This is a genomic window from Tenacibaculum haliotis, from assembly GCF_025215075.1.
GTDB classification, from domain to species: Bacteria; Bacteroidota; Bacteroidia; order Flavobacteriales; family Flavobacteriaceae; genus Polaribacter; species Polaribacter haliotis_B.
In genome coordinates, this window is record NZ_JAOBTH010000018.1 from 1 (window position 1) to 16,507 (window position 16,507).

At 28.9% G+C, this 16,507-nt stretch carries 19 protein-coding genes; 17 read left to right on the forward strand and 2 right to left on the reverse strand.

Going from position 1 to position 16,507, the window contains the following annotated elements; genetic code table 11:
* Positions 1-180 precede the first annotated feature (180 nt).
* Complete coding sequence (locus N2251_RS01175) at positions 181-531, reverse strand: 4Fe-4S dicluster domain-containing protein (protein ID WP_218772346.1); 351 nt, start codon at positions 529-531, stop codon at positions 181-183.
* A 71-nt stretch (positions 532-602) separates the two neighbouring features.
* Between N2251_RS01175 and N2251_RS01180 the strand changes: the two genes are divergently transcribed.
* From N2251_RS01180 to N2251_RS01200, 5 genes are all read left to right on the forward strand, one after another.
* Positions 603-1,664: an acyl-CoA reductase gene (locus tag N2251_RS01180; protein ID WP_260584854.1), complete on the forward strand. Its 1,062-nt coding sequence runs from the start codon at positions 603-605 to the stop codon at positions 1,662-1,664.
* A gap of 94 nt (positions 1,665-1,758) precedes the next feature.
* Positions 1,759-2,052, forward strand: coding sequence for a hypothetical protein (locus tag N2251_RS01185; protein WP_260584855.1), 294 nt, complete (start codon positions 1,759-1,761; stop codon positions 2,050-2,052).
* 209 nt (positions 2,053-2,261) lie between these two features.
* On the forward strand, positions 2,262-2,975 hold the full coding sequence (locus tag N2251_RS01190) for an ABC transporter ATP-binding protein (protein WP_260584856.1): 714 nt from the start codon (positions 2,262-2,264) through the stop codon (positions 2,973-2,975).
* 1 nt (position 2,976) lies between these two features.
* Positions 2,977-4,380: an ABC transporter permease gene (locus tag N2251_RS01195; protein WP_260584857.1), complete on the forward strand. Its 1,404-nt coding sequence runs from the start codon at positions 2,977-2,979 to the stop codon at positions 4,378-4,380.
* A gap of 3 nt (positions 4,381-4,383) precedes the next feature.
* Positions 4,384-5,811 carry a DUF3526 domain-containing protein gene (locus tag N2251_RS01200; RefSeq protein ID WP_260584858.1) on the forward strand — a complete coding sequence of 476 codons (1,428 nt, stop codon included), beginning with the start codon at positions 4,384-4,386 and terminating at the stop codon, positions 5,809-5,811.
* Between the two features lie 66 nt (positions 5,812-5,877).
* Here N2251_RS01200 and N2251_RS01205 read toward each other — a convergent pair whose 3' ends face one another.
* Positions 5,878-6,258 carry a Fur family transcriptional regulator gene (locus N2251_RS01205; RefSeq protein WP_260584859.1) on the reverse strand — a complete coding sequence of 127 codons (381 nt, stop codon included), beginning with the start codon at positions 6,256-6,258 and terminating at the stop codon, positions 5,878-5,880.
* Between the two features lie 383 nt (positions 6,259-6,641).
* Between N2251_RS01205 and N2251_RS01210 the strand changes: the two genes are divergently transcribed.
* The 12 genes from N2251_RS01210 to N2251_RS01265 all read left to right on the forward strand — a co-directional run bounded on the left by N2251_RS01210 (position 6,642) and on the right by N2251_RS01265 (position 16,493).
* Positions 6,642-7,046 (forward strand): MerC domain-containing protein, encoded by a 405-nt coding sequence (locus N2251_RS01210; RefSeq protein ID WP_260584860.1) that lies wholly within the window; start codon positions 6,642-6,644, stop codon positions 7,044-7,046.
* Positions 7,039-7,692, forward strand: a complete 654-nt coding sequence (gene folE, locus N2251_RS01215) for a GTP cyclohydrolase I FolE (protein ID WP_260584861.1) — start codon at positions 7,039-7,041, stop codon at positions 7,690-7,692. Before N2251_RS01210 ends, folE begins: the two co-directional genes overlap by 8 nt.
* A 291-nt stretch (positions 7,693-7,983) precedes the next feature.
* The gene (gene serC / locus N2251_RS01220) at positions 7,984-9,048 is read left to right on the forward strand and encodes a 3-phosphoserine/phosphohydroxythreonine transaminase (protein WP_260584862.1); all 1,065 of its coding nucleotides are present in this window, start codon (positions 7,984-7,986) and stop codon (positions 9,046-9,048) included.
* Between the two features lie 90 nt (positions 9,049-9,138).
* Positions 9,139-10,092, forward strand: coding sequence for an NAD(P)-dependent oxidoreductase (locus tag N2251_RS01225; protein ID WP_260584863.1), 954 nt, complete (start codon positions 9,139-9,141; stop codon positions 10,090-10,092).
* A 15-nt stretch (positions 10,093-10,107) separates the two neighbouring features.
* Positions 10,108-11,346 carry a DUF1015 domain-containing protein gene (locus tag N2251_RS01230; protein ID WP_260584864.1) on the forward strand — a complete coding sequence of 413 codons (1,239 nt, stop codon included), beginning with the start codon at positions 10,108-10,110 and terminating at the stop codon, positions 11,344-11,346.
* 4 nt (positions 11,347-11,350) lie between these two features.
* Entirely contained in the window at positions 11,351-12,016 is a 666-nt protein-coding gene (locus N2251_RS01235; protein ID WP_260584909.1) for a YggS family pyridoxal phosphate-dependent enzyme, read from the forward strand.
* A 31-nt stretch (positions 12,017-12,047) separates the two neighbouring features.
* Positions 12,048-13,145: an exonuclease domain-containing protein gene (locus tag N2251_RS01240; RefSeq protein WP_260584865.1), complete on the forward strand. Its 1,098-nt coding sequence runs from the start codon at positions 12,048-12,050 to the stop codon at positions 13,143-13,145.
* 29 nt (positions 13,146-13,174) lie between these two features.
* Positions 13,175-14,002 carry an ion transporter gene (locus N2251_RS01245; protein ID WP_260584866.1) on the forward strand — a complete coding sequence of 276 codons (828 nt, stop codon included), beginning with the start codon at positions 13,175-13,177 and terminating at the stop codon, positions 14,000-14,002.
* Entirely contained in the window at positions 13,978-14,922 is a 945-nt protein-coding gene (miaA, locus tag N2251_RS01250) for a tRNA (adenosine(37)-N6)-dimethylallyltransferase MiaA (protein WP_260584867.1), read from the forward strand. The genes N2251_RS01245 and miaA overlap by 25 nt, the downstream gene beginning before the upstream one ends.
* 62 nt (positions 14,923-14,984) lie before the next feature.
* A complete protein-coding gene (locus tag N2251_RS01255; RefSeq protein ID WP_260584868.1) occupies positions 14,985-15,488 on the forward strand; it encodes an OmpH/Skp family outer membrane protein in 504 nt (167 codons plus the stop codon).
* A gap of 19 nt (positions 15,489-15,507) precedes the next feature.
* Positions 15,508-15,672, forward strand: coding sequence for a hypothetical protein (locus N2251_RS01260; RefSeq protein WP_260584869.1), 165 nt, complete (start codon positions 15,508-15,510; stop codon positions 15,670-15,672).
* The gene (locus N2251_RS01265; protein WP_260584870.1) at positions 15,672-16,493 is read left to right on the forward strand and encodes a DUF1853 family protein; all 822 of its coding nucleotides are present in this window, start codon (positions 15,672-15,674) and stop codon (positions 16,491-16,493) included. The genes N2251_RS01260 and N2251_RS01265 overlap by 1 nt, the downstream gene beginning before the upstream one ends.
* The last annotated feature ends 14 nt before the right edge of the window (positions 16,494-16,507 follow it).

The following is a 16,507-nucleotide window of genomic DNA, read 5'->3' on the forward strand; positions in this document are numbered from 1 at the left end:
TGACTAAATTGAATTTCTTGTTGTTGAACCAGCATCTATAAAAGCATTATTTTACTTTTTTAAGATACGAAAAAAGGAGTAAAAAGTTTTTACTTTCTACTCCTTTTAATTTAGTCTTGAGGACTTTTTCAGTGCCCTCGAAATATCTCGGGGTTTTTCTTTATTTTAAAATAATGCGAACTATTCGTTATGCATAAACTTCTGCTTACCTAACAACGCTTCTTCCGTTTCTACATTATCATCATCAGGAACACAACAATCTACCGGGCAAACTGCCGCACACTGAGGCTCTTCATGAAAACCTTTACATTCGGTACACTTGTCTGCAACAATATAGTATATTTCATCAGAAATAGGCTCTTGAGTTTCATCTGCATTTGCTTTTTTACCATTAGGTAAAACCACATTTCCAGTTAAATCTGTTCCGTCTGCATATTTCCAATCATCAGCTCCTTCATAAATTGCTGTATTCGGACATTCTGGTTCACATGCACCACAATTTATACATTCATCTGTTATAATAATTGCCATAATTAATCTGTTTCAGTTTTGTAACTTTGCAATCGCAAAAATAGTTCCAAATTAACTTAGAAACAAAATAAATGGATACAATCCAAAATAGAATTTCAGCTTTTGTAGAATTAGGGAAATTTTTAAGCCAGTTTACCCAAAAAGAAACTGCTCAAAAAAACGATATCCAATTTAATGATTTGTTTTTTGACGGATTTAAACATCAATTAAAAATAGCTGGAGAAAAAAACACTTGGTTTACCAAAGAAAACTTATTGTTTGCTACCGAAAGTTGGTCTAAAGCCTTAACAAACGAAAATATTCAACAGTGGATTACTAACGAAAGTTTAGGTAAAAACGATACCAAGCAAGTTGCCGTTATTATGGCTGGGAATATTCCATTAGTCGGATTTCATGATTTCTTATCTGTTTTAATTTCTGGGCATTCAGTTTTAGTTAAACAATCTTCTAACGATAAAAACTTATTGCCTTTTTTAGCTAAGTATTTAGAATATGTTCAACCAGAATTAAAAGGAAAAATTACATTTACTGAGCAAAAACTAACTGGCTTTGATGCTGTAATAGCTACAGGAAGTAATAATACGGCGCGTTATTTCGAATATTATTTTAAAAATAAACCTAGTATTATTAGAAAAAGTAGAAATTCGGTTGCTGTTTTAACAGGAAACGAAACCGCACAAGATTTTGAAAATTTAAGTAACGATGTATTTTGTTACTTCGGATTAGGTTGTCGTTCGGTATCTAAACTATATGTTCCTAAAGATTATAATTTCGATCCTTTTTTTACAGGAATGTTTAACAAACAAGAAATTATCAACAATGCAAAATATGCCAATAATTACGATTACAACAAAGCAGTGTATTTAATGAGCGAGTTTGATATTTTAGAAAACGGCTTTTTAATGATTAAGGAAGATGAAAGCTACGCCTCACCTATCGCTTCTGTTTTTTATGAATACTACGACAATGCAGATGATTTAAAAGCAAAACTAAAGCAAGACAAAGAAAAAACACAGTGCGTGGTTGCCAATAATTTTATGGAAGGAGAAATTGCTTTTGGTGAAACCCAAAATCCGCAGTTATGGGATTATGCTGATGGCGTAAATACCTTAGAATTTTTATCAAAAATCTAATAGAAAAAAAACTGTTAATTTTTTCTTAATTAAAACTTTCTGATAGCAATATTATAACAAAATTAAAATTTAATTCTTAATCTTGTAGTATAATATGTTTAGGAGAAAACAATATATAAGTATATTTTTCCTGGTGTTTTTTATTTCTATAAAAGCATCAGGTCTTCACGCATTATCACATTCAGAAAGCGATTTTAATTTTAATGATTGTGATTTATGTGAATTTGTTACTTCTAATGATATTCCTTTAGAAACAAACAACAAAATTGATTTTGAGCCTATTATACTTAAAAATTATAATAGCCAACCACAGTCTTATTATCACTACTTATTTACCGACAAACAAGTAAATAATGCTCTTTTTTGTAGACCTCCTCCTACTTTTTAATTTAACATACTTCACTTTATAATTAATGTTCATTTTGAATTTTTCAAAATCGGATAAACTATATCCTATATTTTTATATGCAATTATCATATTAATTGGTCTATATAAATTATAGCTTATTCTCATTAAAGAATTTATTTAAGAGACTTAAGTGAAGTTTTCATTTTTATAATTATACATTTTCAATAAAAATTACAATTTATATTACTATGATAACTACTAAAAACATCACTAAAAAATACGGAGATTTTATCGCTGTAAACAACCTTTCTTTAGAGGTAAAACCAGGTGAAATATTATGTTTATTAGGCGCAAACGGCGCAGGAAAATCAACAACCATTAATATGCTCTTAAATTTTACAGAACCAAGTAATGGAGTCTGCGAAATTAATGGGTTAAATGTGTTAAAAAACCCTATTAAAACAAAAGAATTTTTAACATATATACCAGAAAACTTAATGTTATACCCAACATTAACGGCTATTGAAAACTTAGATTACTTCACAAAATTATCAGGAAAAAAGTTTGATACTTTAGAACTAAAACTATACTTAATCGAAGCTGGTTTACAAGAAGAAGCTCATCATAACCGTGTAGAAACATTCTCTAAAGGAATGCGTCAAAAAGTAGGAATTGCACTTGCCATTGCTAAAGAATCTAAAATATTATTATTAGATGAACCAACATCGGGTTTAGATCCAAAGTCAAGCAATGAGTTTATGCAATTACTTACTAAAATGAAAAACGACGGAGTTGCAATTTTAATGGCAACACACGATTTGTTTAGAGCTAAAGAAGTAAGTACTCATATAGGAATTATGCGTGCTGGCGTGTTAGAAAATTATTGTAATACATCAGATTTATCTTTAAAAGAGCTAGAAAACATCTATTTAGATATTATGAATTTTAAAAATATAAGTTAAAATGAAAAACATAATTTTTAAAGAACTCAAAGAATTAAGGCGTGATGGGCGGTTTAAAATAGCCTTACTCATTTCGATTTTATTGTTGATAATCGCTACCATAACCGGAATTAATCAATATCAAAAAAACAATAAACAATATGTGCAATCTGTTGAAAAAGAACGTGGAATTTGGGAAACACAAGATGCAAAAAATCCGCATTCAGCAGCGCATTATGGTACGTACGCTTTTAAGCCTAAATTCGCTTTATCATTATTTGATTATGGCGTTACCAAATACACGGGAAACTCTATCTTTTTAGAAGCTCATAATAGAAATGAAGCTTCTTTTAGTGAAGCTGCAGACCAAACTAGTTTAGCACGTTTCGGAACCTTATCAGTTAATTTTGTTTTGATATATTTATTTCCGTTGATTATTATTTTAATTGGCTATAACTCGTACACTAAAGAAGTAGAAAGTAATACGCTTACGCTATTAAAAAGCCAAGGTGTACATCCTATAAAATTAGCTTTAGGTAAATGGTTTTCCACATATATTCTTGTTTTTATACTTACAGCAATTGTGTTTTTAAGTGTCGGAGTTGTTTTATCCAATTTAAACAATTTAGCCTTTTTTAGTTGGAGTAGCTTACTTGTACTTTTTGCTTCTTATGCTTTTTATTATCTAATAATTACAACCATAGCTATCTTAATTTCTATGTGGAGTAAATCTTCAGGAATTTCTTTGGTAAACAGTTTAGTAATTTGGATTTTATTTAGTTTTATTACACCTAAAATAGCCACTAATATTGCCAATTCAAATTATCCATATCCTTCAAAATCAGAATTTACAGCCAACGTAAATGAAGACAAAAAAAATGGTTTAGATGGCCATAATCCTTGGAACAAAGCTGCTAAAAATTTAGAACAAGAAACCCTTAAAAAATATGGCGTTGATAGTATTCATAAACTACCATTTAATTACGCTGGTTATAGAATGCAAAAAGGGGAAGAACATGAAGCAAAAGTTTATGAAAAACATTACAATCTTTTAAATAAAATTGCTCAAAATCAAGATAATACTTATAAAAAATTATCATTTTTATCGCCTTTTATTTCTGTTCGATTTTTATCTATGGATGTAGCAAATACTGGCAGTAATTTACATTGGAAATTTACCAAACAAGCCGAAAATTACCGCATAAAAAAACAAGAATTTTTAAATTATGATATTAAGGATAATACCAAATATGGCGAACGTGGTTATAAAATGAATGCAGAAAGATTTAAACAACTTCCTAAATTTAATTTTACTCCGCCTACTCTTTTTCAAATATTGAAAGAAAACACACAAAACATTATATTTCTAATGCTTTGGTTTTTACTTCCGTTTTTAGGTTTAATCATTTCATCAAAAAGAATATAAGTTATGTTTCAAAACAATTTATCATACGAAATCAAATTATTATTTCGCAGTAACTGGTTACTACTTCTAGTAATATGTACAGTTTCTCTATTTGTCTTTGCTACTATCAATGGAAAAAACAACGTTAATAAAAGATTGAACGATATTGCTAAAATGCAAGAAAGTTTACATAAAAAAGACAGTGCAGTAATAGCAACGCTTCAAAAGATTGAAAAAGGTGAAAAGACCGATATTCCAAATTGGCGATTACCTTCTAACCCAATCAATATAGGGTATAGGAATCCGCGTTTAGCAATTATGCAACCCGAAAAATTATCGTTTTTAGCAACTGGACAAAGTGATATGTACACTCATTTTAAAAGTCCGACAGTTTATGGAAATAACTTCGCGTTAGATTATTCAGAGATGGTAAATCCTGTTCAGCTCTTATTCGGAAGTTTCGATTTATCATTTGTTATTATATGCATATTACCTTTATTAATTATTGCTTTTACCTTTAATGTTTTATCAAAAGAAAAAGAATTTGGTACCATTAAATTGTTAGGAGCACAACCTATGTCAATAGCTAAATGGTTACTGCAAAAAATGACAATTCGTTTTATAATTTTCACATTAATTACACATCTTAGTTTATTAGTTATAATTGCTATTTTTTCTTCGGATGCATTTAACAACGCAAAAAACTTGGTAAGTATATTTTTATTGATTTCTGGCTATTCTTTATTTTGGTTTGTAATTGCTACTGTTGTTAATATTAAAATTAATGATTCTTCTAAAAATGCCTTTACTTTAATTGCTGCTTGGTTATTAATTGTTTTAGTTTTACCCGCAACAATTAATCAAATAGGTAACTCATTATACCCTACTCCTTCTCGTTTAAAAATGGTAAATGAAATACGATTAATCAAAAAGGAAAACGAAGAAAAACAAAATGAAATAATGGATGCTTATTTACGCGACCATCCAGAATTAGCCCAAGAAAACGGTAAACAAAACTTCGGCTTTTGGCACAAGTATTTTGCTTCAGAAAAAATAATGGAAGAAAAAACAAAACCTTTATTAGAACAATACGATTTGCAGTTAAAAAAACAGCAAGAACTAATTACAATATTTAAATTATTGTCTCCAGCAATTATTATGCAACAATCATTAAATAATATAGCTGGAACATCTGAAAAGCATTATAATGATTACAAAAAACAAGTATTTGAATTTTCTGATGAGTGGAGAAACTATATAATTCCGATGCTATTTAAAAATCAGGAATTTAAAATTATAAACTATAATGAAATGCCAAAATTCACTTACCAAAATAGAATTGAAAATAATATTTTGGTAAGTATTGTTCAAGTAATGCTAATAAGTTTATTATTGTTCTTTCTATTTTTAGGAATAAGAATAAAAGATACATCATTTAAAAACTTATTTTAAAATGATATAATGTCAATTCAAGTGATTTTTAAAAATGAAAAATTTCTTGAATTGACATTACCTTTATTAAGCAAGACAGTTTTCGCATTTACCTTGCAATAAAACTTGTGAGCTAATAATTTGTTTATTGCTAATATTCGGAATCATTATATTTATCTCTAAACAATCAACTTTTCCACAATCAACACATTGAAAATGTGGATGAACATCTGCATGCTTTGTTTTTGAACAACCATTACATTTAGCATACCATTTAATACCTGTTACTCCCAAAAAAGAATGTAAAACGCCATCTTCTTCTAACTTATCTAAAACACGATATATGGTTGTTTTATTAATTTTTTCACTCAAACACTTTATTAAATCTACTGTAGAAATTGCGTCTGATTTTTCTTTAAATTCATTTAATAATAAATCTATCGACTTTGTTTTTCTAATAATTCCCATAAATTTTAGTTAAGTTCTAATTGCAAATCTCCAGAAATTAAATGAATGTGGCAACAATCTATTAACTCTAATAACTAACTACATAAAACACCCATAACTTTTAAAAGCCTAAAGCAACAGGAATTTTATTTTGGTTAATAATAGTAACACTACTTATTCTATATTAAAGAGCACAAACCACATTTTCATATTCCGATTTTACACTTTCTTTATCATCTTAAGAAAAAAAGATAAATATCAAAATTAAAAATAGTCTTTTAAAAACTGTATATGAATTGATAATTTTTCTATAGAAAATAAAAATACAAAATTAATACAACTTTGTTGTAATAATGGTAATTTTATCTATTTTCGCAACTAAGTTGCATTAATAACTATTACTAATGAAATTAATATTACAAAGACCAGATACATTTGGAGCAATTGCAAGTATACTATGTATTATACATTGTGTAGCAACACCTTTTTTGTTTGTGGTTCATAGCTGTGCTTTAAGTGGTTGTGAAAGTGCATCAATTTGGTGGAAAAACTTAGATTACTTTTTTTTAACAATTTCGTTCATGGCAATATACCATTCAACTAAAACGACTTCTAAAAACTTTATGAAAATTGCTCTTTGGGTAAATTGGAGTGTTTTACTATTTGCATTAATAAACGAAAAAACACAATGGATTTCTTTACCCGAAATATTTACTGATGTTATTGCTTTTACATTGGCTGCATTGCATATATATAATTTAAATTTTTGTAAATGTAAAACAAACAAGTGCTGTGTTAAAAATGGATAAAAAACAAATTGAAATTATAGGAGACAATCATATAGCAAGTAGTATAAAAACACCTATAATACCTTCAGCTTTTGATAAAGCTGATGAAGAAAAAATCACGAATATTCAGCATCATTTCAAAAAAATAATGGAAGAACTTGGTTTAGATTTATCTGATGACAGTCTGTCGGGTACTCCATATCGTTTTGCTAAAATGTATGTTAAAGAATTGTTTTATGGTCTAAATCCTAAAAACAAACCAAAATTAACAGTTTTTGATAATAAATATGGTTATAAAAAAATGTTGATTGAGCAAAATATAACTATAGATTCAACTTGCGAACATCATTTCTTGCCAATTACTGGGCATGCACATATTGCATATATTCCTAAAAGTAAAGTTATTGGTCTTTCAAAAATAAACAGATTGGTTGATTATTTTGCACACCGCCCGCAAGTTCAAGAAAGATTGTCCTTACAAATATTAAAAGAATTGCAAAATACTTTAGATACTCAAGATGTAATTATAATGTTAGTAGCCAAACATCTATGCGTGTCTTCAAGAGGAATAAAAGATAAAGAAAGCTTTACAACTACTATAGAATATGGAGGTTGTTTTGAAAAGGATGCAAAACGAAATGAATTTTTAAAATTAATTAACAACTAAATTTATATAGAATACATCAAAAAAACAAATTTTAAAACTCTATAAAAATAAAAAATCAGAGTAGTAAAAATTCTTTCTTGTGATAACCAAATTCTTATTGATACTTTAAAAGACTTCTATTTTTAAAATATTTTTTGCTTTGCATTTATCTTTTTATGTTTTAATATTATCAATACAATATAGGTCGTTGCAATAGTTAATCACAACTTGATAATATATAGGATAACGCATTAAAATTATAGTTAAAAATTGCATCTTTGTAATGCAAAAATCTACTATAATTAACAATAAATGAAAAAGCATAATTTTAGCGCAGGACCTTGTATTTTACCTGAAGAAGTGCTTCAAAAAGCATCCGAAGCAGTTATCAATTTTAATGATGATAATTTATCGTTGTTAGAAATTTCGCATCGTAGTAAACCTTTTGTTGCTGTTATTGAAAACGCACGAAGTTTAGCTTTAGAATTATTAGGCTTAGAAAATAAAGGTTATAAAGCGCTCTTTTTGCAAGGCGGAGCAAGCAATCAATTTTTAATGACTGCTTATAATTTACTAAACAAAAAAGCCGCGTATTTAAATACCGGTACTTGGAGTAGCAAAGCGATTAAAGAAGCAAAATTATTTGGCGAATTGGTTGAGGTAGCTTCATCCGAAGATAAAAACTTCAATTATATTCCTAAAGGATATGAAATACCTACGGATGTAGATTATTTTCATTGCACGAGTAACAATACAATTTACGGATCGCAAATGAAAAGTTTTCCAGAAACTGATGTTCCGTTAATTTGTGATATGAGTTCTGATATTTTTTCTCGTCAATTAGATTTTTCTAAGTTTGATTTAATCTATGCTGGTGCCCAAAAAAATATGGGTCCTGCCGGAACAACGTTAGTAATTGTAAAAGAAGATATTTTAGGGAAAGTAACACGTCAAATTCCATCAATGTTAAACTATCAAACATTTATTGATAAAGATAGCATGTTTAATACGCCTCCTGTTTTTGCGGTGTATACATCAATGTTAACTTTAGAATGGTTGAAAGATTTAGGCGGAATTGAGTTTATAGAAAAAGTAAACAACCAAAAATCAGCACTTTTATATAATGAAATAGATAGAAACCCTTTATTTAAAGGAGCTGTTGTTAAAGAAGATAGAAGTCATATGAACGCTACCTTTTCTTTAACAAACAATAATTTAAAAGAAACATTTAACGCCATGTGGAAAGAAGCCAATATTAATGGTTTAGACGGTCACAGAAGCGTTGGAGGTTACAGAGCAAGCATGTACAACGCATTGCCATTATATAGTGTGCAAGCATTGGTAGATGTAATGCAAGAATTAGAACGAAAAGCATAATACAAACGTCATTCCGAACAAAGTGAAGGAATCTATTTATAAAGATTGCCACATCATTTTATTCCTCGCAATGACATTATAAAAGTAAGAATGAAAATATTAGCAAACGACGGAATCTCAGAAAGTGGAAAAGCTACTTTAGAAAATGCAGGATTTGAAGTAATAGTTACCAAAGTTGCCCAAGAGCAATTAGATAATTTTATAAATGATGAAGAAATTAATGTCATCATTATTAAAAACACTACAGAAATACATACTGAACTTATAGATAATTGTCCGACCTTAAAGTTAATTGCAAACGCAAGTACAAATAACGACAACATAGATGTTATTTATGCCGAAGAAGCTGGTTTACAAGTTGTAAATATTTCTGATGCTAGTGCCAATGCTGTTGCCGAATTAGTTTTTGCGCATTTATTAGGAATGACTCGTTATTTACACCAAGCCAACAGAGAAATGCCTTTAGAGGGCGATGTAAGTTTTAATGCTTTAAAATCTCAATTTTCTAACGGAACCGAATTACGTGGTAAAACCCTTGGTATTATTGGTATGAGTGCTGCAGGACAACAAGTAGCTAAATTAGCTTTAGGACTTGGAATGAAAGTAGTTGGTTTTGATGTTAACTTTAATAATACGATAACAATTCCGGTGGAGTTTTTTAACGGTGAAATTATTGATATTAAAGTTGATATGTTAAGTTCTGATGAGTTATTAAAAGAAGCACATTTTATCAGTTTACATTTATCAGCACAAGAAAACCACCTAATTGGAGTCAAAGAATTTGAGAAAATGAAAGACGGAGTTGGTTTTATTAACGTTGCTCAAGGCGGATTGGTAGATGAAGTTGCCTTAATTAACGCTATAGAAAGTGGTAAAGTAAAATATGCTGGTTTAGATACTTTCGAAAATCAACCAAACCCAGAGATTCAGTTATTAATGAATCCAGAACTTTCTTTAAGTCCAAATATTGCTTCTTACACCGTAGAAGCACAGCATAAAATAGGTACAGAATTGGCTGATAAAATTATTAATTCTTTACACTAAAAACTCAAATTATTAATGGCAATTGTAAAACCATTTAAAGCAGTACGAGCAACTCGAGATAAAGTTGCCATGGTATCTTCTAAATCATATGAAGTTTATCCACCAGAAATGTTAAATGCTAAACTAGCTTTTAATCCATTTACATTTTTACATGTAATAAATCCTGGTTATAAATATCATAAACAAGATATTACTGGTGACCAACGCTTTAAATTGGTGCATAATCGTTATTTAGAATTTAAAGAAGATGGTATTTTTACAAAAGATAAGAATCCAGGTTTTTATATTTATCAAAAAACAACACCAACCAATTCTTTTTGCGGTATTATAGCTGCAACTTCTGTAGAAGATTACCACAACAATACCATTAAAAAACACGAAGGCACTTTAAGAGAAAGAGAATTATTATTCGAAAACTACTTAAAAAACACTGGATTTAATGCAGAACCTGTTCTTTTAACGTATCCCGATAATGATACGATTAATAGTATTATTGAAAAATATCGTAAAAACAGAGCTGAATACGAATTTTCTACAACAGATAAAGATTCACATTTATTATGGATTATAGATGATGAAAAAGATGTAGCACAAATTTCTAATGCTTTTTCACAAGTAAATACTTTATATATTGCCGATGGTCATCATCGTTCTACTTCTGCTTGCTTACTTGCAAAAAACTTAGCAAAAGAAAATCCGGAACATACTGGTAACGAAAAATATAATTTCTTCATGAGCTACTTGTTGCCAGAAAGCCAACTAAGTATTTATGAATTTAATCGATTTATAAAAGATTTAAACGGCCTAGCTGTTGATGAGTTTTTAATTGAGTTAGATACTTTTTTCAGAATAGAAAACAGAGGTCAGGAATTATACAGACCAAAAGAAAAGCATCAATTTAGTATGTACTTAAATGGAGAGTTTTATGCTTTGCACTTGCGAAAATCTGTCTATAAATTTACGGATGCTTTAAGTAAATTAGATGCTCAAATTTTATATCAAACCATTTTAAATCCGATATTAGGAATTAAAGATATCAGAAATGCATCAAAAATAATGTATTCCCAAGATAAATCAGATAGTTTAGAGTTGAAAACAAAAGTTGACAATGGCGATTTTAAAGTTTCTTTTGGTATGCTACCAACCTCTATAAGTGAACTAAAACAAATTGTAGATGCGGATATGTTAATGCCTCCGAAAACAACTTATATAGAACCTAAACTAAGAAGTGCTTTAACTATTTATGAATTTTGATATGATGACAGAAATTAAAGAAAATCTTCAGAAAGTAAAAGCGACTATTCCCGAAAATGTAACCTTAGTTGCTGTTTCTAAAACCAAACCTATTGCAGACCTTAAGGAAGCATACGATGCTGGTCAGCGAATTTTTGGTGAAAACAAAATTCAGGAAATGGTTACAAAGTTTGATGCTTTACCAAAAGACATTAAATGGCATATGATAGGGCATTTGCAACGAAACAAAGTAAAATACATGGCGCATTTTGTTGATTTAATTCACGGTGTAGATAGTTTTAAAACCTTGAAAGAAATTAACAAACAAGCTAAAAAACACGATCGTGTAATTAACTGCCTACTTCAAGCTCGTATTGCAAAAGAAGATACCAAGTTTGGCTTATCTTTTTTAGATATTGATGAAATTATTTCATCAGAAGAATTTTCAGAATTACAAAACATAAAAATTGTTGGTTTTATGGGAATGGCTACCTTTACTAACAATCAAAAACAGTTACAAGAAGAGTTTACTTCGTTAGCTGCTTTCTTTAAAAAAAATCAGGAAAAAGACCCTAAACTCACTACATTATCAATGGGAATGAGTGGTGATTATCCGTTAGCAATAGCAAACGGCAGTAATATGGTGCGAATTGGTAGCGCTATTTTTGGAGTTCGAAATTATATTGTTTAAATTTACATTAATCAGCTAAAAAGAAAAAGAATTGTACGCAATTTTAGATATTGAAACAACAGGAGGTAAATTTAATGAAGAAGGAATTACAGAAATTGCAATTCATAAATTTGATGGTCATCAAGTAGTTGACCAATTTATTAGCTTAGTAAATCCTGAAAAGGAAATTCAAGAATTTGTTGTTAAACTAACAGGTATTAACAATAAAATGCTTCGAAATGCACCTAAATTTCATGAAGTTGCAAAACGTATTATTGAAATTACAAAGGATTGTATTATCATTGCGCATAACGCTAGTTTCGATTACCGAATTTTACGAACCGAATACAATCGCTTAGGATACGATTACAAAAGAAATACACTTTGTACGGTAGCACTTAGTAAAAAATTAATTCCCGAATCTCCTTCTCACAGTTTAGGAAAATTATGCCGCTTTATAGGAATTCCTATGTCTGACAGGCATAGAGCAAATGGAGATGCTTTGGCAACGATACAATTATTTAAATTATTGCTAGAAAAAGATGTAGATAAAAACATTATTCAACAATCAATAAAATATATTGATAATAGGCAAGAAAAACAGCGTTTTTTAAAAATATTAGATAAAACACCAGAAAAACAAGGACTGTTTTATGTACATAGTGAACAAGGTAACATCATATTTATTGGTAGAGGTAAAAATTTAAAACAAGAAGTTAATAAGCTTTTATTAAAAGATACACCTAAAGCTAAAAAAATAATAAAAAGGATTCATGACATTACCTATGAAGAAACCGGAAATCCTCTTTTTACACGTCTAAAATATCATTTAGAGCTCACAAAGTTAAAGCCTAAATTTAATGTTATTCGCAAACGAAAAGTTACTAATAAAGATTTTAATCATGATAATTTATTAATTATCGATAAAGGAAGAACACCTGAAGAGCATGCTGTTATTTTAATTGAAAACAACATCGTTTTAGGCTATACATATACAAATTTTGCTTTTCAAGAAAATCAATTAACTATTTTAAAATCGATGTTAACTCCTATTGAAAACACTGACCTAGCTAAAATAATTATTAAGAATTACTTGCTAAAAAATAAAGTAGGAAAAATAGTTCGATTACAAGTTGAAAATAATTTATAACATTTTTTAATCACCAAAAATCTTTCTTTTTGAAGAACGAACAAAAAAACTGGAAAGAAAAATTACATGAAGTAATTTACGAAGCAGATACACCAACCGGAAAAGTATTTGACATTGTATTATTGATTTCTATTTTAGCAAGTATACTATTAGTAATGCTAGAAAGTGTTGAAAGTATTGACGCTAATTATCATACTTTTTTAAATATTGCTGAATGGGTTATTACAATTTTATTTACTATTGAATATTTTGCGAGAATCATATCCATAAAAAAACCTTTTAAATACATTTTTAGTTTTTATGGTATTATAGATTTCTTATCAACAATTCCTAAATATCTATTATTATTTTTCGGAAGCTTTCATTCTTTAATCGCTTTTAGAGCCTTGCGTTTAATGCGTATTTTTAGAATCTTAAAATTAGCTCGTTTTATTGGTGAATCTAATAATTTTACAAGAGCCTTAAAAGCTAGTAGAATTAAAATTGCTGTTTTTATATCTTTCGTTGTTATACTTTGCGTAATATTAGGAACCATCATGTATCTTATAGAAGGAAATGCTAATAGTGGTTTTACAAGTATACCAAGAAGTGTATACTGGGCTATCGTAACGCTTACAACAGTTGGTTATGGTGATATTGCGCCTGTTACTGCTTTTGGACAATTAATAGCTTCTTTTATTATGATTTTGGGTTATGGTATTATCGCCATTCCAACAGGAATTGTTTCGTCGGAAATGACAAAAACAAATAGCAATACCTTACATACCAACACACAAGCTTGTCCGAGTTGTACTGCCGAATTTCACAGAGATGAAGCAGAATTTTGTTATGAATGCGGACATCAATTAAATCCATAAAATTGAGTAATTCAACGACCAAAAACACATTAATTACCATTGTAGGCGCTACCGCAATAGGTAAAACAGCGCTAAGCATTAAGCTCGCAAAATATTTTAATTCTGATATTATATCTTGTGATTCTCGTCAATTTTTTAAAGAAATGACCATCGGAACTGCGGTGCCTGATTCTGATGAATTGGCAGCAGCTACACATCATTTTATTCAAAATAAAAGTATTTTCGAAGAGTATTCTGTTGGTCAGTTTGAGAAAGATACTTTAAATAAATTAGATGATTTATTTGCTAAAAATCCAATTCAAATAATGGTTGGTGGAAGCGGTTTATATGTTGATGCTGTTTTAAAAGGATTGGATTATTTTCCAGAAGTTGATCCATCAATAAGAATAAATCTTACCAAAGAATTAGAAGAAAACGGAATTGAACCACTTCAAAATAAATTGAAAGCACTAGATGTTGAAACTTATAATTCGATAGCTATTGATAATCCGCATCGTGTTATGCGTGCTTTAGAAATTTGTATCGGTACAGGCAAAACATATACTTCTTTTAAAAACAAACCAAAAGCTCCTCGTAATTTTAAATCCATAAAAATTGGATTGACTGCCGATAGAGAAATTATGTATGATCGAATTAATCGTCGTGTTAGTATTATGATGGATAATGGTTTATTAGACGAAGCTAAAAACCTATATCCTAATAAAAATCTTAATGCATTAAAAACTGTTGGGTATCGTGAACTTTTCGAATATTTAGATGGCAATTTTACCAAAGAATTTGCTATTGAAGAAATTAAAAAGAACACACGTCGCTTTGCAAAACGACAAGGAACTTGGTTTAGAAAAGATAAAGAAATCGTTTGGTTTGATTATCAATCTGAACTAGAAACAATTGTAACAGCTATTAAAAATCAATTTTAACAAATTTTAAAGCACTTAGCTCGTTCACTTTTTTATATTTGTCAAAAAAAAATCAAAAAAACATGAAGTCAAAAATTATATTTTTAGCAATAATTCTTTTATCAACGGTATCTTTTTCTCAAACTAAATTAGGCACCGTAAATAGCGAATTAATTATAGGCAAAATGCCTCAAATGAAAGCTGTATTAGAAAGAATTGATAATTATAGTAAAAAATTAGATTCTTCTTTTAGTATACAGGTTACAGATTACAAAAGCAAGGTTGATTCTTTTAAGGCTGAAGAAAAAATAATGACTGCTGATGATAAAAAATCTAGAATTACTGAACTTCAAAAAATGGAACAAGAAATGGGTAAATTTCGTAAAAACGGAACTACAATGATGCAGTTACGTCGTGATGAATTTATGCGTCCATTATATAAAAAACTAAGAGAAGTTATTAGCGAAGTTGCTAAAGCAAACGGCTATACTCAAATTTTAACTACTGATGGAAATGAATTTGGTTATGTTGATGAAAATTTTGATATCACTCAATTAGTTATGGATAAATTAGGTATCAAAGAATAATTAGCTAGCTTTAACGAGTATGAACAAAAAAGAAATCACAGGACTCGCATTAATATTTATTGGAATCATAATACAATTGATGCTAAAAAATGAAATTATTGATTTAATTTCTGGAATCTTAATTGGTGCTGGGATAGGCTTTCTTATTGCTAATAAAATTAAGAATAATCCTATTTCTTTTTAATGGATAAAAAATCGAAAGACTTACAATTACAATACGAAGGCTTTTTACAAACACCTTTTCTATGGCATGGAAAAGGTGTTTTTGGTTTTCAGCAATTTGAGAAAAACACTAGTAAAACTACTATTTTTAACGCAGTAATTATTCAAAATTTACGTTTAGGGAAATTAGTAGAACGCTTTGTTTCTTATGAATTACAACAAGATCCATCAATTAAAATTATTGTAGAAAATATTCAAATTCAACAAGAAAAATTAACTTTAGGCGAGTTAGATTGTATTTTATATAAAAATGAAAAACCAATACATGTAGAAATTGTTTACAAATTTTATTTATACGACAATACTGTTGGAAATACAGAAATTGAACATTGGATAGGGCCAAACAGAAAAGATTCTTTAGTACAAAAACTAACCAAGCTTAAAGAAAAACAGTTACCGCTTCTCTACTCTAAACAATGTGCTACTTATTTAAATGAACTAAATTTAATTACTGAAGAAATTGATCAACAACTCTATTTTAAAGCCCAACTATTTATTCCGTTAAAAGAATATGGCAACAAGTTTCCTCTAATTAATAATGCCTGTATTATTGGGTTTTATACAACGTTAAAAGAACTCGAACAATATAAAGAATGTAAATTTCACATTCCGAATAAACACGATTGGCTAGTAACACCACATACCAACATTAACTGGCTAAATTTTAATCTCTATACTGAAAAAGCTAACTCTTTTCTAGAAGAAAAAAGAGCACCTTTGTGCTGGATAAAACATCCGAATGGTAAAATCATGAAATTTTTTGTTGTTTGGTGGGGTTTTTGATATCAACTAGAAAA